Annotated in this window: 18 protein-coding genes; 8 read left to right on the top strand and 10 right to left on the bottom strand. The window is 71.7% G+C overall.

The window, feature by feature from the left end; all coding sequences use genetic code 11:
- Window positions 1-999: 999 nt before the first annotated feature.
- Entirely contained in the window at window positions 1,000-2,964 is a 1,965-nt protein-coding gene (locus PWG71_RS18625) for a M3 family metallopeptidase (protein ID WP_274811109.1), read from the top strand.
- Here the strand turns inward: PWG71_RS18625 and PWG71_RS18620 are convergent.
- Both PWG71_RS18620 and PWG71_RS18615 read right to left on the bottom strand, forming a co-directional pair.
- Window positions 2,961-5,108: a sensor histidine kinase gene (locus PWG71_RS18620; protein WP_274811107.1), complete on the bottom strand. Its 2,148-nt coding sequence runs from the start codon at window positions 5,106-5,108 to the stop codon at window positions 2,961-2,963. The genes PWG71_RS18625 and PWG71_RS18620 overlap by 4 nt on opposite strands.
- Window positions 5,098-5,796 carry a response regulator transcription factor gene (locus PWG71_RS18615; protein WP_274811105.1) on the bottom strand — a complete coding sequence of 233 codons (699 nt, stop codon included), beginning with the start codon at window positions 5,794-5,796 and terminating at the stop codon, window positions 5,098-5,100. Before PWG71_RS18615 ends, PWG71_RS18620 begins: the two co-directional genes overlap by 11 nt.
- Window positions 5,797-6,023: 227 nt before the next feature.
- Here PWG71_RS18615 and PWG71_RS18610 point away from each other — a divergent pair, with 227 nt between their 5' ends.
- The 6 genes from PWG71_RS18610 to PWG71_RS18585 all read left to right on the top strand — a co-directional run bounded on the left by PWG71_RS18610 (window position 6,024) and on the right by PWG71_RS18585 (window position 11,976).
- Window positions 6,024-6,758: a L,D-transpeptidase gene (locus PWG71_RS18610; protein ID WP_274811104.1), complete on the top strand. Its 735-nt coding sequence runs from the start codon at window positions 6,024-6,026 to the stop codon at window positions 6,756-6,758.
- A gap of 68 nt (window positions 6,759-6,826) precedes the next feature.
- Window positions 6,827-7,132, top strand: coding sequence for a hypothetical protein (locus tag PWG71_RS18605; protein WP_274811103.1), 306 nt, complete (start codon window positions 6,827-6,829; stop codon window positions 7,130-7,132).
- 60 nt (window positions 7,133-7,192) lie between these two features.
- Window positions 7,193-7,468 (top strand): hypothetical protein, encoded by a 276-nt coding sequence (locus tag PWG71_RS18600; RefSeq protein WP_274811102.1) that lies wholly within the window; start codon window positions 7,193-7,195, stop codon window positions 7,466-7,468.
- Between the two features lie 475 nt (window positions 7,469-7,943).
- Window positions 7,944-9,932: a serine hydrolase domain-containing protein gene (locus tag PWG71_RS18595; RefSeq protein ID WP_342455990.1), complete on the top strand. Its 1,989-nt coding sequence runs from the start codon at window positions 7,944-7,946 to the stop codon at window positions 9,930-9,932.
- 44 nt (window positions 9,933-9,976) lie between these two features.
- Window positions 9,977-11,323 (top strand): sensor histidine kinase, encoded by a 1,347-nt coding sequence (locus PWG71_RS18590; RefSeq protein ID WP_274811101.1) that lies wholly within the window; start codon window positions 9,977-9,979, stop codon window positions 11,321-11,323.
- A complete protein-coding gene (locus PWG71_RS18585) occupies window positions 11,320-11,976 on the top strand; it encodes a response regulator (RefSeq protein ID WP_274811100.1) in 657 nt (218 codons plus the stop codon). Before PWG71_RS18590 ends, PWG71_RS18585 begins: the two co-directional genes overlap by 4 nt.
- 362 nt (window positions 11,977-12,338) lie before the next feature.
- Here the strand turns inward: PWG71_RS18585 and PWG71_RS18580 are convergent, their stop codons facing one another.
- The 3 genes from PWG71_RS18580 to PWG71_RS18570 form a co-directional block, all read right to left on the bottom strand.
- A complete protein-coding gene (locus PWG71_RS18580; protein ID WP_274811099.1) occupies window positions 12,339-13,196 on the bottom strand; it encodes a MerR family transcriptional regulator in 858 nt (285 codons plus the stop codon).
- Window positions 13,197-13,358: 162 nt separating this feature from the next.
- Window positions 13,359-14,006 carry a DsbA family protein gene (locus PWG71_RS18575; protein WP_274811098.1) on the bottom strand — a complete coding sequence of 216 codons (648 nt, stop codon included), beginning with the start codon at window positions 14,004-14,006 and terminating at the stop codon, window positions 13,359-13,361.
- A gap of 104 nt (window positions 14,007-14,110) precedes the next feature.
- A complete protein-coding gene (locus tag PWG71_RS18570) occupies window positions 14,111-15,703 on the bottom strand; it encodes an MFS transporter (RefSeq protein WP_274811097.1) in 1,593 nt (530 codons plus the stop codon).
- A gap of 690 nt (window positions 15,704-16,393) precedes the next feature.
- Between PWG71_RS18570 and PWG71_RS18565 the strand changes: the two genes are divergently transcribed.
- Window positions 16,394-17,410: an LPXTG cell wall anchor domain-containing protein gene (locus tag PWG71_RS18565; RefSeq protein WP_274811096.1), complete on the top strand. Its 1,017-nt coding sequence runs from the start codon at window positions 16,394-16,396 to the stop codon at window positions 17,408-17,410.
- Window positions 17,411-17,518: 108 nt separating this feature from the next.
- Here the strand turns inward: PWG71_RS18565 and PWG71_RS18560 are convergent, their stop codons facing one another.
- From PWG71_RS18560 to PWG71_RS18540, 5 genes are all read right to left on the bottom strand, one after another.
- Window positions 17,519-17,962: an ATP-binding protein gene (locus PWG71_RS18560; protein ID WP_274811095.1), complete on the bottom strand. Its 444-nt coding sequence runs from the start codon at window positions 17,960-17,962 to the stop codon at window positions 17,519-17,521.
- Window positions 17,959-18,501: a hypothetical protein gene (locus PWG71_RS18555; protein ID WP_274811094.1), complete on the bottom strand. Its 543-nt coding sequence runs from the start codon at window positions 18,499-18,501 to the stop codon at window positions 17,959-17,961. The genes PWG71_RS18560 and PWG71_RS18555 overlap by 4 nt, the downstream gene beginning before the upstream one ends.
- Window positions 18,502-18,797: 296 nt before the next feature.
- The gene (locus tag PWG71_RS18550; RefSeq protein ID WP_274811093.1) at window positions 18,798-19,286 is read right to left on the bottom strand and encodes an FBP domain-containing protein; all 489 of its coding nucleotides are present in this window, start codon (window positions 19,284-19,286) and stop codon (window positions 18,798-18,800) included.
- A 409-nt stretch (window positions 19,287-19,695) separates the two neighbouring features.
- Complete coding sequence (locus PWG71_RS18545) at window positions 19,696-20,169, bottom strand: hypothetical protein (RefSeq protein ID WP_274811092.1); 474 nt, start codon at window positions 20,167-20,169, stop codon at window positions 19,696-19,698.
- An 84-nt stretch (window positions 20,170-20,253) separates the two neighbouring features.
- Complete coding sequence (locus PWG71_RS18540) at window positions 20,254-20,700, bottom strand: MarR family winged helix-turn-helix transcriptional regulator (protein ID WP_274811091.1); 447 nt, start codon at window positions 20,698-20,700, stop codon at window positions 20,254-20,256.
- Between the last annotated feature and the right edge of the window lie 334 nt (window positions 20,701-21,034).

The following is a 21,034-nucleotide window of genomic DNA, read 5'->3' as shown; positions in this document are numbered from 1 at the left end:
TCGCCACCGCCGGAACCGAGGGGGTGTGGCTGTGGGATCTCGACCGGTGAGCACACCGTCATCGTCGAGGGACGCCGATTCCTGGGAGCGGTGGCGTTCAACTCGGACGGGAGCGTGCTCGCCACGGTCGGCCGGGGAGGCGTGCGCTTGTGGCCCGTCGGCTGACGGCCGCCACGGGCCCGGAACGAACGGGCCGACCCGGTCGTCGGCCCGTCCGGACGACCGCTCCGACCACCGGCGGCGGGTCGCCGAGGAGCCGCCCCCATCGTGTTCCGGAGACCCGTGCCCCCGCCGAGACCCCCTTCGGGGTGGGGATCCGCCTGTCCGTCTCCGCCGAGGACCTGTCGCCGGCCGCGCCCCGCGTCAGCCGCCGTCATCGGCTCCTCGAACGGCTGCGCGCGGGCGGTACGGACGTGGTCCACGCCGCGATGGGCCCTGAGGGCCGGGCCATGGCGGTCAGGACGGTGCACGCCGAATACGCCGACTTCCGGCCCCGGTTCAGGCGCGGTCGGTCCGCGCTCCGCGCTCAGGGCCTTCGCCGGCCGGTCCCCGGCCGTGCCCGCGTCCCTGACGCGGAGGCGCGGGGTCTCCCGGGCGGCGACCAGGCCGGGGCCGGCGGCCCCGAGGCCGCGTCGACCTGCCGACCTGCCGACCTGCCGACACGTCGCCGTATCGACACGGCGACACGTCGGCACGGTCGGACGCCGGGCCGCCCGCGCTCGCGTGGTGGTTTCGGCCGACATCGGCTCCCGCCGGGCGGGTCACCGCTCCCCGGTGTGCCGTCGAGGGAGTGCGCCGGGCGGTCTGATCGGCGGGCCGCCCCGGGTGTCCAGCGGCTCTCCATCCTTCGATCAGGCCGAAGGCCATGCGCGGCCCCGAACCCTCCGAAGGTGGAGCGCGGTCCGGGATTCGCCCTCGACGAAAGTGGGGTGACGGGACGACCCCGGCGCGGTAGAACGGCACGGAGAGCCGTCACCCAGCACACGAGGAGCCCGACCCTTGACCGACAACCCGTTCTTCGCTCCCAGCGCGTTGCCCTACGGGCTCCCCGATTTCGAGAACATCCGCGAGGAGCACTTCCTCCCCGCCTTCGAACGGGGCATGGCCGAGCAGATCGCCGAGATCGACGCGATCAAGAACGACCCCGCCCCCGTGACCTTCGAGAACACCCTCACCGCCCTGGAGCGCTCCGGGGCCGTCCTGCGCCGGGTCTCGAACGTCTTCTTCACCTTCAGCTCCTCCGACGCCACCGACGGCGTCAAGGAGATCGAGAAGGAGATGTCCCCCCGACTGGCCGCGCACGCCGACGCCATCACCCTCGACCGCGACCTGTGGAAGCGGATCGAGAAGGTCATGGCCGACGGGCCGGAGGAGGCCGCCCTCCTGGAGCGGTACCGCACCGACTTCGTCAAGGCCGGCGCCCTCCTCGACGAGGCCGACCAGACCCGACTGCGCGAGCTCAACGGGGAACTGGCCCGTCTGTCCACGGAGTTCGGCCAGAACGTGGTCGAGTCCCTCACCGAGTCCGCGCTCGTCGTCGACGACGCCGCGGAACTCGACGGCCTGGACGAGGACCGGATCGCCATGGCCGAGCAGGACGGGAAGTACGTCCTGCCCCTGCTCAACGTCAGCGTCCAGCCCGCACTGGCCCGGCTCACCGACCGGTCCGTGCGCGAGCGGCTCCACACCCTCAGTGTCGAACGCGCCCCCGGGAACGTCGAGATCGCCGCCCGCATGGCCGCGCTGCGGGCCGAACGCGCCGCCCTCCTCGGATACCCCGACCACGCCGCCTACAAGGTCGCGGACCAGACCGCCAAGACCGTCGAGGCGGTCGAGGAACGACTCGGCGCGATGGTCGAACCGGCCGTCCGCAACCTCCACCGGTTGGCCGGGGAACTGGAGGAGCTGGCCGGACACCCCATCCAGGCGTGGGACTGGGCGTTCTACGCGGAGAAGGTCCGGCAGAGCCGCTACCACGTCGACGAGGCGGCCCTGCGCCCCTACTTCGAGCTGGAGCGGGTCTTCGTGGACGGGGTCTTCCACGCCGCCACCGGGCTGTACGGCATCACCTTCACCGAGCGGACCGACCTGCGGGGTTACCACCCCGACGTCCGCGTGTGGGAGGTGTTCGACGCCGACGGCTCGGGGCTCGGCCTGTTCCTGCTCGACCCCTACGCCCGGCCCACCAAGGGCGGCGGTGCGTGGATGCACAACCTGGTCGAGCAGTCCGAGCTGTTGGGGCAGAGACCGGTGGTCGTCAACAACCTCAACATCACCAAGCCGGTCTCCGGGCCGACCCTGCTCACCCCGGACGAGCTCAACGCGGCCTTCCACGAGTTCGGGCACGCGCTGCACGGTCTGCTCTCGTCGGTGCGCTTCCCCCGTCTGGAGGGCACCGAGGTGCCGCGCGACTTCGTGGAGTTCCCCTCCCAGGTCAACGAGATGTGGGCGAACGATCCGGAGGTCCTGGCGAACTACGCCCGCCATCACGAGACCGGTGAGCCGGTGCCCACCGAGCTCATCGAGAAGATGGTCGCGGCCGAACGCTATGACCAGGGTTTCGCGACGGTCGAGTACCTGGCGGCCGCGCTCCTCGACTGGTCCTGGCACCGGATCGCCCCCGGCGAGGAGGTGGACCCGGCCACCTTCGAGACGGAGGCACTGAAGAGGTGGGGCCTGGACCTGCGCCAGGTGCGCCCCCGCTACCGGACCGCCTACTTCCAGCACTGCTTCGCCGGCGACTACCACGCCGGCTACTACTCGTACGTCTGGAGCGAGGTGCTCGACGCCGACAGCGTGGAGTGGTTCACCGAGAACGGCGGCCTCACCCGGGAGAACGGCGACCGGTTCCGCCGACTGGTGCTGTCGGTCGGCGGCAGCGTCGACCCGATGGCCGCCACCCGGGAGTTCCTGGGCCGCGAACCGCGCCTGGAGCCGCTGCTGAACCGGCGCGGCCTGATCTAGCGCTCCCCGGCCGGTCCCCGCTCCGGGGGACCGGCCGAAGGCAGCCGGATCGTGAAGGTCGTGCCCTTGCCCACGGTGCTGCGCACCGACACCCGGCCGCCGTGCAGCTCCACCAACCCGCGCACGATGGCCAGGCCCAGCCCGCTGCCGCCGGTACGCCGGTTGCGGGACTTGTCGGCCCGCCAGAACCGTTCGAAGACGTACGGCAGATCCGCCTCGGCGATGCCCACACCGGTGTCGGTCACCTCGATGACGGCCTCCCCGTCCGAGCGGCGGGTCCGGATCGTGACGGTGCCGGACTCCGGGGTGTGCCGCACCGCGTTGCCGACGAGGTTCCCCAGTGCCTGGAGCAGCCGGGTCCGGTCGGCGACCAGGGTCATGTCCTCGCTCTCGTCGACCAGGCGCACCCCGGCCTCCTCCGCGCGCAGCCCGTGGCCCGTGACGACCTGATCGATGAGCGGACCGATCGCCACCGGCTCCGGGGACAGCCGCAGCCGCCCCGCGTCGGCCAGGGCCAGATCCTGGAGGTCGTCGATGACGGCCTGGAGCAGCAGGGTCTCCCCCACCAGCATCTCCAGGTGCTCGGGTTCGGGGTCCACCACCCCGTCCTGCACGGCCTCCAACCAGCCGCGCAGGTTGCTCAACGGTGTCCGCAACTCGTGCGAGACGTCGCTGACCATCGCCCTGCGCTGTTCCTCGGCCCGCTCCAGGTGCTCGGTCATCTCGTTGAACGCCTCCGCGAGCCGGCCGATCTCACCGGAGTCGCGGACCTCGACGCGGGTCGGTTCCTCGCCCGCGCGCATCCGGCGCACCGCCGTGGTGAGCGCGTGGACGGGACGCAGCAGCCGGGTCGCCAGGGTCGCGCTCACCACGACGGTCAGGACCAGGACCAGCAGCGCCATGCCGCCGACGCGCAGCACGCCCTCGCGCGACAACGACAGCCCCGACTCCGGACCCTCGGACAGGTCGTCGATGAACAACAGCGCGGCGGGCGCCACATGGGGGTCGAGCTGTTCGCGTCGGGCGGTGTCGAAGCAGGCGGCGGTCTCGGGGGGGATCCGCACGCTGAAGGCGCCGGAGGGGTCGAGGCCGGATCGGGGGGCCTCGCTGGGGAAGACGTCCTCGTGGATGTCCGGCACGAACGCCTCCGGTACCTCCTCGGAAGGAGCGCCGGCGGTGGGTTCGGACGGTGCGTTCCAGCCCTCCCACTCCTCCGGTGGGGACGGTTCGTCCCCACCGGGCTCGGCGTCCGTACCCGCTCCCCGCCCGTCACCCGGAGTCGGTTCGGCCGGCGCGTCGGGATCGGCGGGGTCCGCGGGCGCCCTGGCCTCGTCCCCGGCCGGTGAGGCGGGATCCCCCCCGAAGGCGGGCCTGATCACGAGTGCGCCGGCGGCCCCGTCGATCGCGTACTCGAAGCGGCTCGTCCCGGAGGGGTCGCCGCAGTCGGTGACGCTCGCGTTCAGCTCCTTCAGCGCATCCTCCTCGGAGCCGGAGGGAACGTCCAGCGCGTCGAGACCGCAGTCGATCCAGGCCGACTCTCCGATCTCCCCCCGGGGCGTGTCCACGGCCGGCCGGCCGGTCGGCGCGGTCACCACCTCCGCCTGGATCATGTACATCGTGTCCAGGCACGCGACCCCCTCCTCCGCCTTCGCGCGCAGCACCATGCGCTCGTGGTCGGTCAGGGCGAACGGGCCCACCGCACGAGGGTCGATGCGGTCCCCGTCCTCCGCGGCGAGGGTCACGTCCACCGCCAACGGGTCGACCACGGACGAGATCCGGCTCGGCAACGGTGGGGAGCCCTCGGCGGAGTCGGCGATCACCGCCCGGCCCTCGGTGGTCAGGACGATCCGGCGCCCCGTCTCCTCCGCGAGGTCGCGGACGGTCTCACCCACCCCCGAGTACCCCCGGTGGGTCGCGGCGTAGCCGAGCAGGGTGTCGTGGATGTGGGTGTCCACCGCCAGGGTCTCCCCCTGCTGGACGGTGATCGACTCCGACGTCCGCTGCACCGCCAGCCAGGCCGTCGCGGTGATCGAACAGACCGCCACCAGGATCGACCCGGACAGCAGCCGGAACAGCAGACCGTGCCGCAGCGAGCCCCCGCGCGCGCGGTCGAGCCGTTCCCCGGGCCCGCGTTCAGCCGGCACGGCCCGACCCGACGAGCTTGTATCCGACCCCGTAGACGGTGACCAGGTGGGCCGGTCGGCGCGGATCGGGTTCGATCTTCCTGCGCAGGTTCTTCACATGGACATCGATGGTGCGCTCGGTGATGTACCCGCTGATGCCGTGGATGCGCTCCAGCAACTGGGTCCGGCTCAACACGCGGCCCGGCCTGGTCGCCAGTGCCCGGAGCAGTTGGAACTCCACGGGGGTGCACTCCACCCGCGCTCCGTCGACCAGGACCGTGTGCCGCGCCGGGTCGACCGAGATCGGGCCCGCGCTCAGCACCTGCTCCTCGGGTCCGACGGACGCGCGCGAACGGCGCAGCAGCGTGCGCACCCGCGCCATCAGCTCGCGCGGACTGTAGGGCTTGGTGACGTAGTCGTCCGCGCCCAGGTCCAGGCCGGTCAGCAGGTCCTCCTCGGTGGAGCGGGCGGTGAGCAGCAGCACCGCCACGTCGGATTCGGCGCGCAGCACGCGGCACGCCTCCAACCCGCTCATGACCGGCATCATCACGTCCATCACGATCAGGTCGGGGCGGTCGCGGTGGTGCTCCTCCACCACGGCGCGTCCGTTGTGGACGACGCGGACCGTGTGCCCCTCGTGTTCCAGATAGCGCCGGATCAGCTCGGCCTGGTTCATGTCGTCCTCGGCCACCAGGACATGCGCGCACACGCGGACGGACCTCCGTTCCCGGGCTTCCAGGGCCTCGACACCGACGATCGTACGGCCGGAGTGCGACCCGGGGACGAACGGCGTCGAGGTCCCCGCAGGTCACCACACGGAACGCACACGACGGCCACACGGGTTCTTCACATTCTTCGGACACTCTTCATGGCGTCCGGCGTGGAGAGACCCGCCGGACCCTCTCGACCGGATGGACTCCCATGCGCCGATCCCTGATGCCCCGACGAACCCTCGGGGCCCTCCCCGCCCTGGTCACCGTGGTGGCCTTGACCGCGGTCGCAGCCTGTTCGTCCCCCTCCGAGGAGGGGGGCGCCGACCCCGGAACGACAGGAACCGGGGAGACCGCGACCAAGGGCGCGCGGATCGCCACGGTCCTCGGGGACGGGATCGACGTCCTCGCCGAACCGGGCGGGGACACGGTGCTGCACACCCTGGCCAGCCCGAACGATCTCGGCGCTGACCGCACGTTCCTCGTCCAGCAGGTCCAGGGCGACTGGCTGGAGGTGCTCCTGCCGGTGCGGCCCAACGGCGGCACCGGCTGGATCGAGGCCGACGACGTCGAACTCACCGTCACCGCGTACCGCGTGGAGATCGACATGGCGGAGTTCTCCTTCGCCGTCCTCGAAGGAGAGGAGGAGGTCCGCACCGGGCCGATCGGTATCGGCACGAGCGAGACCCCGACGCCGCCCGGTGAGTACTACTTCACCGAACTGCTCCAGCCCTCGGACCCCGACGGCGCCTACGGCGTCTACGCCTTCGGCCTCAGCGGTCACTCCGAGACGTTGGAGACCTTCGCGGGCGGCCCCGGCCAACTCGCGGTGCACGGCACCGACGACGAGTCGGGGCTGGGCGGCGAGGTCAGCCACGGCTGCATCCGGGTGTCCAACGAGGACATCACCTGGATGGCCGAGCGACTTCCGCTCGGAACCCCGGTCGAGATCACCGGGTGACACACCCGGCGCGGCGCACGCGCCGCCCATCCGCACAGAGCCTCAGAACACACGACGAAAGGTCGATCATGCGCGTGAAGTCCACGCTCCTCATCACCGCGGCGATGGCCGCGATGTTCTTCGGGGCCACCCCGGCGTTCGCCGAGGACGAGATGCCCTCCGAAGACGTCTCCGCGGCCCCGACCGCTACCCCCTCTCCCGGTCAGGACCCCGCGGACCCCGTGGTCCCCTCTCCCGGCCAGGACCCCGATGACCCGAGGCAGGAGGCCGACGACCCGAGCGAGTGGGACACCTCCGGCCTCAACCCGGACGGATCGCCGATCTGGGCCGGCCCCGCCTCCCCCATCGAGGAGGACCCCAACTACACCGGCTGACCCTCCGGGGTCCTCCGTGACCGGCGGCGGTCTCTTCGTGGTGTCCGGCAGGGTAGGGGCATGACCATGGAGAACACCGACGCCCACATCCGGGTCCGCGGCGCGCGGGTGTACGACCTGCGCGCCGCGGACGTGCCCCCGTCCCGCGACGCCCGGGTCGCGTTCACCGGGATCTCCGGGTCCGGCAAGTCCTCGCTCGCGCTCGACACCCTCTTCGCCGAGGCCCGGCACCGCCACCTGGAGTCGGTGGCGCCGTACGCGCGCCGCCTGTCGCAGCGGCCGCCCGCGCCGGACGTCGACGACATCGCCGGACCGCCGCCGGCGGTGGCCCCGTGACCCAGACCCGCTCCGTGCCCTCGGGGCGGTCCACGGTGGGCGCGCTGACGATGATCTCCAACGCGCCGCGCATGCTCTTCTCCCGGGCCGGCACCCGTCCGGCGCCGACCGGCCGGACTCCGACTCCTCCTCCCCCAACACCCCGGCGGGGGCCCGTCCCGTGTGCCGGGGGGAGTGCGTCGAGTACGAGGTCACCGAGGCGGCGCTGGTCCCCGACCCGTCGCTGAGCATCGCCGGGGGCGCGATCGCCTCCTGGCCCGGGGCCTGCTCCGGTGAGGCCCGGCCCATCCCACCCCGGGGCGGACCGGGGGGTGGGTCGCCGTGTCGACGGGACGATGAGTCGACAAGGCGTCGTATCCACCCGACGATGGGGCCGCCTCCACCGAAGGTCGTAAGCCGAATGCCGATCCGCGCCCGATGTGCCGGAGGGGTCGGTTTCGCGACGCTGGGATCACACCACCGGAAGGAGGGGACCGTGATCCCCGCGAAGACCACCGCACCGCCGCACCGGCGCCGTACCACGGTGACCCTGGCCGCCTCGATGGGCGTCCTCGCCGTACTCGCCACCGGCTGCGCCGCACCGGCGGCCCAGGGCACCCCCGCGCCCCCGATCCCGACGCCCACCGCGGCCGAGCTCACCCAGCGGGACGTCGACGCCTGGCTCGACGGCCTGCTCCCCGCGGCCCTCGCCGACACCGGCATCCCCGGCGCCGTCGTCTCCGTCGTCGCCGACGGGGAACTCCTCACCGCCCGGGGCTACGGGTACGCCGACACCGGCTCCGACGGGGGCGGTCCGGTGCCGGTCGACGCCGAGGACACGCTGTTCCGGGTGGGCTCGGTGTCCAAGCTCTTCACCGCGACCGCCGTGATGCGGCTGGTGGAGGAGGACCGCCTGGACCTGGACACCGATGTGAACGAGTACCTCGACTTCACCCTGGAGACCGAGTTCGACGAACCCGTCACCCTACGGCACCTGCTGACCCACACCCCCGGCTTCGAGGAGCGCATCGAGGGGATGTTCCTGCCCGAGGACGCCGTCCCCGACCTGCGCTCCTACCTGGTCGAGGACCCGCCCGAGCAGGTGTACCCGCCGGGCACGGTCCCCGCCTACTCCAACTACGGCAACTCCGTCGCCGGGTACATCGTCGAGCGGGTCTCGGGAACCCCGTTCGACGAGTACGTGGACGAGACCGTCCTCGAACCGCTCGGCATGGACTCCTCCACCTTCGCCCAGCCCCTCCCCGAGGACCTGGGCGAACGCCTGGCGAACGGCTACATGAACGACACCTCGCCGGCCGGATCCTTCGAGGTCATCGACGACGCCCCGGCGGGCGCGCTGACCACGTCCGCCCCGGACATGGCCCGTTTCATGCTCGCTCACCTGGGCGAGGTCGACGCGGAGACGGCACCGCTGGCCCCCGAGACCCTCGACCTCATGCACTCCCCGGCCTTGGACGCCGATTCCCTGGGCGCCCTCGCCGAGGGACAGCGGATGGCACTGGGGTTCTTCGAGGAGGACCGCAACGGGCAGCGCGTCATCGGCCACGGCGGCGACACCCTCTACTTCCACTCCCACATGTCCATCCACCCCGACCACGGCACCGGGATCTTCGTGTCCTTCAACGGCGGCGGTCGTGAGGGGATCGACAGCCTGCGCCTGCGCGAGGCGGTCGTCAACGGGTTCGCCGACCGCTACCTGCCGGGCGAGCGCCCCGCCACGGCCGGGACGGACACGGCCGTGGAGCACGCGGCGATGGCGGAGGGCACCTACACGGCCTCCCGGACCATGCACAGCACCTTCCTCTCGGTGATCAACGTCCTGGGACCGACCCGGGTGGAGGCCCGCGACGACGGCACCATCCTGGTCACCCCCGGACCGGAGACCATGACGCCCACGGTCTACGAGGAGATCGAACCGTGGGTGTGGCGCGAGGTCGGCGGACAGCGCCTGCTCGCCATGCGGACGGACGGCGACCGCGTCGAGGCCATCGGGTTCGCGTCGGCGTTCACACTGCTGCGCGCCGACCCCGAGACGTCCCTGGCCCCGCCGGTCCTGTTGTCCAGCGTGCTGGTCCTGCTCCTCGCGGTGCTGTCCTGGCCGATCGGCGCGATCACACGGCGCCTGGCCTCCCGACCCGCCCGTGACCGGGCCGGTCGCACCGCCCGGGTGCTCACACGGATCGGTGTGGTCGGCGCCCTGGCGGCCCTCATCGGATGGGCCGTGGTGGTCACCGCCCTCATGGGGTTGCGGGACGTGCCCGAAGCCGTCCTGCGCGCGGTCCAGGGGCTGCAACTGCTCGGGGTCCTCGCGATCCTCCCCGCCGCCTGGGTCGTGGTCCACGACGTCCGCCGCCGCGCCGGCTGGAAGCGGTACCTCGGTGGCGCGCTGGTCCTGGTGGCCCTGCTCGGCGTGCAGTGGTTCGCGGTGACCTTCGGGCTGCTCGCGTTCGACGTCTCGTACTGAACCCGGAGATCATGTCCATGACCGAACGGACGGGAGACCCGGCGATGAACGATGACGACCTCGCGGCGAGGATGGTGCCGGGCTCCCCGTTCGCCGCGGTGACGACCCGGATCGACACGGCGTTGAACCGGGTGGGACTGCGCGGGGAACTCGCCCGCGATACCGCCCTGGGCGTGACGGTGGGGGTGGTCTCGGCCGGACTGACCTGGCTGTTGCTGCTGTCACTGGAGTGGCTGGAGGGGACGGGACTCCCCCCGGGCTCGGGGATCGCCCTCACCTTTGCGATGATCGCGCAGTCCTTGGCGCTGTGCGTGCGCCGCCGGTACCCGGTCGGATGCCTGCTGGTGACCACGGCGTTCCAGGTGCTGATCGTGGCCCTCCTGCCCCCCGAGGTCGGAATCCAGGGTCTCGCCGTGTTCATCGCCGCCTACACCTGCGGCCTCCGACTGGCCCCGCTCCGGCTCACGGTGGCCCTCGTGGCCGGCATCCTGCTGCACGGTGTGGCCGGGGGCCTGGCCATGGGGGCCCTGGCCCCTCCGTTGGATCTTCCGCTGTCGGTGGAGAGCGGGCTGGTGTCGCGGTCGGCGCTGCTGGCCACCGGGGTCCCCACCTACCTGCTCCCCGCGCTGATCGGCGCCTACGTGGGGACGCGGCGTCGCTATGGCGCCCTGTTGAGGCTGCGTACCGCCGAGGAGATCCGTGCCCAGCGCGAACGCGCGGAGGGGGCCATCCGCGCCGAGCGTTCCCGGATGGCCCGGGAGTTGCACGACATCGCCGCGCACCACCTGTCCGGCATGGTGGTGCAGGCGGGGGCCGCCGAGCGCCTGGTCGGGCGCGACGACGACGCGGCCCGGCAGGCGATGGCCTGGGTGCGATCGCAGGGCAAGGAGACCCTCACCGGTCTGCGGGCGGTGGTCGGGGCCCTGCGCGACCCGGAGGAGGAGAGCGGCGGGTTGCGCCACCGGGGCGAACCGGGGGCCCGGGGCGCCCCGGTGCCGGGACTGGCGACCCTCGATCGGCTCGTGACGGCCGAACGGGAGCTGGGCGCCGACATCGACGTCGTGCGCGAGGGAGACCCCTATGAGTTGGCGCCGATCGCCGACGTCACCGCCTACCGGGTGGTGCAGGAGTCGCTGTCCAACGCCCGCGACCACGCGGCCGGGGCCCGGGTGCGCTTGTCGTTGCGGTACGGGACGGACCGTTTCGTGCTGGAGGTCGAGAACGGCGCGGGCGGCTCCCGGGTGACCGAACGGGAGCATCGGGGGCTGGGCGTGCTGGGCATGCGCGAACGGGCACAGGTCGTGGGCGCGACACTGGACGTCGGGCCCACGGAGAACGGTGGGTGGCTGGTGCGGTGGGAGCTGCGGGTGGACCGGGAGGACGAACGGTGATCAGGGTGCTGCTGGTGGACGACCAGGCCATCGTCCGGGCGGGGTTCCGGGTCATCCTGGGCCTGGCCGACGACATCGAGGTGGTCGGCGAGTGCGCCGACGGACCCGCGGCGGTGGAGGCGGCGGCCCGGCTGAAGCCGGACGTCGTCTGCATGGACGTGCGGATGCCCGGCGGGGACGGGCTCTCGGCCACCCGGGAGATCCTCGACCGGGCGGTGGGGAAGCCCCCCGAGATCCTCGTCATCACCACGTTCGACCTGGACGAGTACGTGTTCGGGGCGTTGGAGGCGGGAGCCGGCGGGTTCGTGCTCAAGGACACCGACCCGGACGACCTGGTCGACGCGGTGCGTCGGCTGGCCCGGGGGCAGGGCCTGGTGGACCGGTCGGTGACCCGCCGGGTCATGACCGAGTTCGCCCGTCGTCGGCCGCCGAGCGGGTCCGACACCGACGCGCTGGACCTGCTCACCGCCCGCGAGGCCGACATCGTGCGCCTGCTGGCGAGGGGGATGTCGAACGCGGAGATCGCCGAGTCGCTGTTCATCGAGACCAGCACGGTCAAGTCCCACCTGGGGCGGGCCATGGCCAAGATCGGCACCCGGGACCGGTTGCAGACGGTCGTGTGGGCCTACCGCACGGGCGTGGCCCGACCCTGAGTCGACATGCGGACATGGGGCCATGCCGACATGCGGTCATACGGTCATGTGGACGCGCTGACGGGACGCCGGGACGGCGCCGTACGACCGCGAGGACGCGGGCGGGTCCGCCGGACTCTCCGGGGCGGCGGCGCGGGCTCGGGAGGATGCCGCGAGGCCGGGTGCCCGGGACCGGGACATCCCGGGGTGTCCCGGCCGAGGGGGATGACCGACGCGGACATCGCCGCGCACCGCCTCCTGGCGGAGACGGCCGTGCGCGGCCACGTGTCACGGACTCTCGCCCGCCCGGACCTGACCGACCGGACCAGGCGGGGCCGCGCGCCTCGGAGCGCTCCCCGTGGTGACCCCAGGGGCGTGGGACCTCAGGCCGGGACTTCCTGATCCGGGCCTTCGGCGAGAGGGCGCAGGCGGGCGGCGGTCTCGATCCCGTTCTCGTGGAAGACCAGGCGCATCGTGGAGACGTCGATGAACATGTCCTCCACGGAGTGCGCGGTCATCAGGGACAGGGCGGTGCCGTACTTGGCCATGGACTGCGCGCCGGGGAGGAAGACCGACAGTTCCTCACCGGCCGCGGAGGTCCTCGTCTCCGCCGACCCGTCCAGGGCGGCGAGCGCTGCGGCGCTCGCCTCGACGGGCACCTGGACCAGCCACGGGGGTCCCTCCTCGGTGTGGAGACGTCGTCTCTGTTCCTCGGTCTCCGTCGCCATGGAGGCCCACGGGGGGCCGGTCACCCGACCCCCGCGCGATTCGACCAGGTGGGTCAGTTCACGTGCGGTCGCGGTGATGGAGGCGATGGTCGCGCCCCAGACCTCGTCCGTCCCCGGGGCCCGTTCCGAGAGGTCGGGGGCGATCGCGGCCACCACGAGGTGTTCCGGGGTCCGGACCCGCCGCACCTCGGGGCGGGTGCTCAGGAGTTCACGGGCCGTGGTGATGGCCTCGTCCTCGGCCTCCCGCCGTAGCCGGAGTTCCTCGACGTGTTCCCGGAGCAGCTCGGCGGCGGTGTCGGGTGCGTCCAGCGCCCGCCGCACGAGCTTGACGCTCATGCCGGTCCCCCGCAGCGCCATGACGAACATCGCCGTCTCGATCTGGTCGAAGGTGTAACCCCGATACCCGGTCCGCTCATCGACCTCGGCCGGGATCAACAGCCCTTCGGCGTGGTAGAAGCGGAGCGTCTGCGGCGAGAGGCGGCACATCTCGCTGAAATCCTTGATCGACAGCATGCGCCCAGTGTGGGCTCTGCGGTAACCACAAGGTCAAGCCGTCGACACGTCCGCTCGGCGACACATGGACGTACCGTCATGTCGACCTTTCGACAAGGGGACGGCCCCGGCCCGGCCGGGGCCGTCCCGGGGGAACGAAGGCGGGGCGGACGGAACCGCGGTTCAGGCCCCTGACGCGCCGCTCGGCCCGCCGACGCGGGACGCCTCCCCCGCCAGGGCCCCGTCGTAGACGGACTCGTCCCGGACCCCCACCATCGGAGCGCCGTCCCCGAAGGTGAACACGGGCACCGCTCGCACACCCCGCTCCCGGACCCAGGCGAGCTCCAGGCGCAGCCCCTCCTCGGAGGCGTCGTTGGCGGGGACCCCGACTTCGGCGGCCAGTTCCCGTAGGACCCCCTCATCGGAGATGTCGAGCCCATCGGTGAAGTGTGCGCGGAACAGGCGTTCGGTCATGGCCTCTCCCCGTCCTCGGGCGTCGGCCGAGGCGATCAGGCGGTGGGCCTCGAAGGTGCCGGCCGCCACCGCCCGCCCGTAGTCGAGGACCACCCCGTCCCGGAGGGCGTCCGCGGCGGCCTGATCCAACTCGGGCCGGACGTGCTCCCCGAATCGGCGGGTGAGGAAGTCCAGGAGCGGTTCGCCGTGGAAGTCGACGCCGGGGGCGAGTTGGAAGGGCCGGATGACGGAGTGCACCTCGGTGCCGCCGGCCCGAGCCCGGTCCATCGCCCGGCGCAGGCGCACGAAGGCGATGTAGGAGGCCGCGCAGATGACGTCGAGGACGACCTCGACCCGTACGCTCTGGTGCTGCCGCATGTGGGGTACCCCTCGTTCGTGTGGTCGTGCGTGCGGTGGGGTGGGTGGAGCCGGTCCCGGCCCCGCTCCCCTACGGTGCCGGGGAGCGGAGCCGGGGTCCGTACTCAGGTGTCGGTCGGCGCGGTCTCCCGGACGGACCCGTCCGTGGTCGGTTCCGCGCTCCGGTCGGCCGGTGCCCCGTCGCCCTTCTCCGCCTCCGGGGTCCGCTTGAGCAGCAGGGCGGCCAGGACCGCCATGACCAGGGCGGCCACACCAGCCACGGTGGCGGTGACGTGCAACCCGCTCACGAAGGCCTCCCTGGCGGCGGTGAGCAGTTCCGTTCCGAGCGGATCTCCCAGGCCCCGGGCCAGGTCCACCGCGGCGCCCAGGGACTCGCGGGCGGTGTGGACGTCCACGCCCTCGGGCGCGGACTCGGAGACGCGGCTGCGGTAGACGCCGAAACCGATGCTCCCCAGGATCGCGATGCCCAGGCCGGCGCCGAGTTCGGTCGCGGTCTCGGAGAGGGCCGAGGCCGTCCCCGAGCGCTCCACCGGTGCCGAGCCCACGATGAGGTCGGTGCCCAGGGCCGCCATCGGCCCCAGGCCCACCCCCATCAGGGTGGAGGAGGCCACCAGGATCAGTAGGCCGTCGGTGGCGCCGACGAGCGTCAGGGAGGCCAGGGCCACCGCGGTCAGGGCCAGTCCACCCGCGATGACCGTTCCGGGGCGGGTCCTGGCGGCCAGGGCGGGGGCGCTCATCGCCCCGACCATCAGCCCCGCGGCGTTGGGCAGGGACCACAGTCCGGCCTGGAGGGGTGAGAGTCCCTCCACGAGCTGGAGGTATTGCAGCGTGAACAGCTGGGATCCCGCCATGACCATCACGCCCACGGTCAACAATGCGGCGGCCGTGCTGAAGGTCCGGTTGCGGAACAGGGTGAGGTCGACGAGCGGGTGGGCGATGGTGCGCTGGCGGCGCACGAAGACCAGGCCGGTGAGCAGACCGAGGGCCAGGAAGGCGAGCGGCGCGGTGCCCGGCCCGTCCTCGACCAGCACCTTGAGGCCGTAGACGACCGACAGGATCGCGGTGAGCGAGAGGGCGGCACTGATGAGGTCCAGGCGTCCGGCGTCGGCGTTCTTGTGCTCGGGCAGCAGGAAGGGGCCCAGGACCAGCAGCAGCGACATCACCGGAACACCGAGCAGGAAGACCGAGCCCCACTCGAAACGGCCCAGCATGAGCCCGCCGAGGAGGGGACCCAGGGCGCCCCCGACGGCGAAGCAGGTCATCCAGACGCTGACGGCCACCGTGCGCTGTGCCGGATCGTGGAACATCGTCCGGATGAGGGAGAGGGTGGACGGCATCAGCGTCGCGCCGGCGATGCCGAGCAGCGCCCGGGCGAGGATCAGCATCTCCGCGCTGGTGGAGAACGCGGCCAGGACGGACGTGGCCCCGAAGGCGGCACCCCCGATGAGGAGGAGTCTGCGTCGTCCGATGCGGTCGCCCAGAGTGCCCATGGTGAGGAGGAACCCGGCGATGAGGAAGCCGTAGATGTCCAGGATCCACAGCATCTGGGAGGTGGTCGGTCTCAGGTCCGCGGTCAGGGAGGGGATGGCCAGGTGAAGGACGGTCATGTCCATGGCGAGCAGCAGGGTGGGCAACGCCAGGACGGCGAGGCCGATCCATTCTCGGCGACCTGCGCGGGGTGGGGAGTTCGTGGCCACGAGGGCCTCCTCGTTTCCGGGGGTGATACGAGGAGGCTAAAAGCTCAACTAATGTTGATGTCAATGACGATGAGGCGAGGGTCACGTCGGGGTGTCGGCCCCGGGCTCGCTCCGGAATCGGTGCCGGTGTTTCCTCCGGGTCCGGTGTCGAGCACCCCTCGGGAATCCCCGTCGTGCACGCGGGAAGGGGGGCGATCCCGCCGCGTCCCGCGGTCGTGTCCGCACGCGGACGCCCCGATCCGTGGATGCGACCGCGGATGCGCGGTCGAGGTGTTCCGTGTCGCGGTGGTGATCCGGCCCCGGGGGTCGTCCGGATCCGCCGGGGGCGTTCCACGGTCTCCGTCAGGGCCTCGTCGATCATCGGGGCCGGGTGGCGCCGGGTGTCGTCGGCCGCGTTCCACATCGGACGCGTGGAACGCCACCTGATCCCGGTATCGCTTTCGGCGTGGGCCGGGTGATGCCCGTCCTTTTCTCCGGCGTGTCGACCGGCACCCGTATAGCCGAGCTGATGGAGAAGTCGACAAAGAGTCTCACCCTTATGCGGATTCGCCTCTCCGCGCCGGTGGCATGCCGTTTTCGAAGACATCCTTCGTGAGAGTCATTCCCGCGTATATTATTTTTGCCATTCTTTTGCCAATTCACACAGTAGTGAGAAGTGACTCTGCGTGATTAATTGCGGACCATTCGAGCATGGATCACTGCCCGAATCATGCTGCCAAGGCTTCCAAAGCCATCAGTGCCCGCAATCTGTTCCGTGTGGCCGCCGCGTCCACCGGTGCCGTGTTCATCGCTCCCCTGCTGTGGGGCATGAGCCCCGCGTTCGCCGATGAGGTCGGCCGGGAGCACCAGGGGACGGTGGCCGCGTCGGCCCCGGAACCGGGCCGAGCGGTGCTGGACATCGAGCAGGCGGTGGACAACGCCCTGCTCGGCCAGGACCCGCTTGCCGGCCAGGACCTCGGTGTGGAGACGGTGCTGAAGTCGGGAAAGCCCGTATACCCGTATCCGCCCGAGGAGCACCCGAAGCCCGAGAAGCCCAAGCCCGAGAAGCCGAAGCCCGAGAAGCCGAAGCCCGAGAAGCCGAAGCCCGAGAAGCCCAAGCCGGGTAAGCCGGGGGAGCCTGGCAAGCCGGGTAAGCCCGGGGAGCCCGGGGAGCCTGGTAAGCCCGGGGAACCCGGTAAGCCCGGCAAGCCCGGCAAGCCCGGGGAACCCGGCAAGCCCGGGGAACCCGGTAAGCCCGGGGAACCGGGGAAGCCGGGCAAGCCTGGTAAGCCGGGGGAGCCTGGTAAGCCCGGGGAGCCCGGTAAGCCTGGTAAGCCGGGGGAGCCTGGTAAGCCCGGGGAGCCTGGTAAGCCGGGCAAGCCGGGTAAGCCCGGGGAGCCGGGTAAGCCTGGTAAGCCGGGGGAGCCTGGCAAGCCCGGGAAGCCGGGCAAGCCTTGCAAGCCCGGGGAAGAGGGACCGTGGAAGCCCGGTAAGCCTTGCAAGCCCGAGCACCCGAAGCCGGAGCACCCGAAGCCGGAGCACCCGAAGCCGGAGCACCCGAAGCCGGAGCACCCGAAGCCCGAGCACCCGAAGCCCGAGCACCCCGTGCTCGCGCAGACGGGGGCCTCGATCGCCATTCCGGCGGTGGGGGGTCTGTTGACCGCCTTGGCCGGTCTCGGAGCCATGATCCTCGGGCGTCGTCGTCGGGTCGAAGAGGACCGTGGTTGAGCTGAACCCGTGATGTGACCCGCTACGGACGGGCCCGCACCTCTCAGAGGGCGGGCCCGTTCTCGTGTGACTCCGAAGGTACGCTTCCCAGGCGGTCGGGCCGCAGGCCTACGACCGGGTGGTGAGGGTGAAGGTGGCCCAGGTGTGGGTGCCCAGGTCTCCGAAGGGGCAGACGGGTGAGTATCCCCAGGCTGTGGACGACTCCTGCACCATCAGCAGTCCGCGTTGGCCTTCGGCCCGCTCCCACTCGTCGGGGGTGCGTGTCGTGGGGATGCGGGGCACGGTGCCGCCGAGGCCGTCGTCGGTGAACCCCAGGGTGAGGGAGCGGTCCCCGACCAGCCACAGGGTACGGATGACCGCTCCGTCGTGGTCGGTGCCTGAGGCGGTGTACCTGACGCAGTTGGCGAACAGTTCGCTGCCGCACAGCACCAGCGTGTCGGCCACGCCGGGGTCGAACCCTGTCAGGTCGGCGGTCAGCTCGCGGCGCACCCGGGACAGCTCGCGCAGCTCGCCGGGGTAGAGGCGGTGGGTCCAGGTCCGGGTGGGCCTCATACGACCACCGCCGCCTTGCTTTCCTGCTGGGCGATCCACACGCGGGTGAGTGCGGCCAGGTCCTCGAAGGTGACCGGGGGCGGGGTGGGCGCGAGCAGATCCCCCTCGGGGAGCCTCGGCTCGGGCGGACGCGGCGCGGAGGCGAGCGGTCCGGCCGGGCGCGTCTCGGGGGTGTGGGGTGCGGCCGGGCGCCCCTCGGGGGCGTGGGCCTTGGGGGTGCGGGGTGCGCTCCACCGGTGCAGGCGTGCGGTCGCCTCGGCCTGGACACGGGCCTGGACGCGGGCCTGTTCGTGGGCGGTGTAGTAGGGCCGCACGAGCGGCAGCTCCTCGGCCGGGAAGACCTCGCGGGGCGGGTGCAGGCGTGATTCCGACAGGTGCGGGGCGGCCGGGGGTGAGGGCCGGGTCGCGGGTCGGGGGTTCTGGGCGTAGCGGCGGACCCGGGTGGAACGGCGGCGGGTGTGACGGCCGCGGGAAGGGGACAGCAACGCTCCGAACAGGGCGAAGACAGCCCTGAGGAGCGCGGCACTAGACTGGCGCACGCTGGCAATCCGATCGTTAACTGGGAAGTTGCTGGCCACGACCCCGGGCGCTAGCAAGCGTCGCGGGGTCACTTGTTGATTTGTCGTTGGCCAGATTAGGGCACACGGGTTCGAGAAGGGAAGCTTTTCTCCGAAGTCGTCGAGGGAGGTTTCACGCGATCGGGTTCCCTCGGTTCACGCCGTGCGCGGGCTGTCCGATAAGCCCTTTTTATTCTTCCGTTGTATTTGAGGACAAATGCTAAAAAAGTGGACGCGCCGACCAATCGACACGCCCACTTCTCGCCTTGCGGACACGACTACTTCGTCAGCCGGTCCAGGAAGGTCCCCAGGTTCTCCACGATCCGATCGACCTTCTCTTCGACCGTCAGCGTCTCCTCGAATCGCCCGCCCGGTTCCGGCTGCTTGAGCCCGCGAGCGTACAGCGAACACGCGAAGTCCGAGCACATGCGCAGACCGATCGTGTTCCCCTCGCGCCCCGCCTTCCCCACGCGCGGAGCCACCATGAGCCCCACTCCCGGACCCTGGCGACTGGTCACGCACACCGAACAAAGACTGCGCCGGGTCCCGTTGGCCGCCACGCTCAGCCGGAGCGCCACCCCCACCAGTCCGTCGCCGCGCTCGGCGATCAGATAGGCGCGTTCGTGGGCGGTCGGGTCCCGCCACCCGAAGAAGTCCAGGTTCTCCCACGGTCGGGCGTCCAGCTTGGGGATCGTCAGCCGCTTGGCCTCGCCCTTGGAACAGTTGACGAACGAGTCGCGGATCTCGTTCTCGGTGATGGGAATCATTCCGTCGACGCTAACAGCGCCTCTCCTCGGTCGGCAATGGGATTGGTCCAGGGTGTCCGCACTGGTCCGAGGATCGCGCAGCGATCCCATGCTCGGTGGCCGGGTCGAGGTGGGTCCCCGGCCCGGTCACCTCCGCACGCCGGAACGCGTCCACGCAGGGGTCGTCATCGTGGTGCTCGATGGTGTACATCCGTCCGCCGAACCCCGGCCGTGTCCCCGTGCCCCGACCGTACGGCGGTCGGAGGCCGACGCGGTGCCCCGCCCCTCGGGCCGTTCACCCACGACCCCGGTAACGCCCCTGGAGTTCCGCACCGCCACGATGTCCCCCGCGTGCTCCCCGCGATGTGACCGTCGGAGAGCCCCGAGCCGAGGACCGCACCGGCCCTCGTCCGCCCACGTTCTCGCGTCGTCAGTCCGCGGAACCCGGGCGCACGATCATGAGCACGACGACCGCCGCCCACAGCAGGTTGTAGAAGCCGCTGTACATGGACAGCCGGCTCAGGGCGGCCTTCTCGCCGGGTTCGCGCAGGGCCTCGCGCTGGCGGGGGTGGATCTGCCAGGGCAGCAGGACGCCGGCGGCGGCGGTGAGGATCATCGCCACGGTGACCCACGTTTCGCTCATTCGTCCTTGGACGAGGGCCAGGGCGATCCCCACCACGGGCACCGTGATGCCGATGAGCGCGTAGACCCGGGTGATGCGGTGCAGGACGAGCGCCGTGCTCCGGTTCCGCTCGTCGGCTGGCTCCGCCCCGAGCGGTCCGATGGGCGTCCCGGCGGGAACGGCGATCGGCGCGTAGCGGGGGAAGAGGCTGGTGGCGACGGCCGAGCCGCCGACGAACACGATGCCGGCGAGTACGTGGATCGAGAGAAGGAGATCTTCCATGGACGGCTCCTCGAATGCCTGAGTGACCTTCAGCAAGGCTGAAGCTTAGGGCATGCTTCAGCCATGCTGAAGGTGGGGTGGGTCTCAGCTCCGGGTGATCCCGGAGAAGGCCGCGCGGATCGCCGTGCCGACCTGGTGCCGGATCGGGTCCGCCTCCGGGCCGAACAGCCGCTCGTCGATCCGGGCGATCTCCCGTCCGGCCCGCTCCAGGAGTCGCTTCCCCTCCGGGGTGATCTCGATGGTCGAGGCCGCCCCCGGGCGGGCGGTCAGGTCGCGCACCCAACCCGCGGCCACCAGGGCCTTCACGGCGGTGTGCGCGCTCTGCACGGTGATCCCCGACATCCGCGCCAGTTCACTGAAGGAGATGCCGGGCACCCCGGAGATGTGACCGAGCAGGCCGAGACGGGCGACCGTCAGGTCGAGCGGGGCCAGGGCGGCGCCGAGTTCGCTCTCCACCTGGCGGGCCAACGTCAACACGATGATGGAGGTGCTCGACGCGGGCGGCTCGGGGCGGCTGTTCTCGGTGCTCACCGGTCCAGTCTCCCCCATCGCCGGTCGGCCGGTCGATCTGTCGACACGTCGCCGTGGCGATGTGTCGCCGTGGTGACGCGTCGACCTTCCCCGGGCACCCGGCGGGGACGCCTTCTCGGCGGGAGCGACGGCCCCAAGGCCGCGCCCGCCGGCCCGGCCCCCGCGGAGCCCTCGCCGCCGCTCCGCCCCTCGGGCCCTCCTCCGCGTCCTCGGCCCTTCCTTCCGTGCCGTCGGCCGGGCCGCCCCACGAGCCGCCGCACCTGCGACGCCTGCCTGACGGTGTTCGTATACTCACCGACCGTTCGGTCAGTTCATGTGGTCTGATCAGGGATAA

Origin of the sequence: Nocardiopsis sp. N85, assembly GCF_028882275.1 — a bacterium.
Lineage (GTDB): Bacteria > Actinomycetota > Actinomycetes > Streptosporangiales > Streptosporangiaceae > Nocardiopsis > Nocardiopsis lambiniae.
The sequence above is the reverse complement of the archived record's forward strand: the minus strand, read 5'-3'. Positions and strand labels throughout refer to the sequence as shown.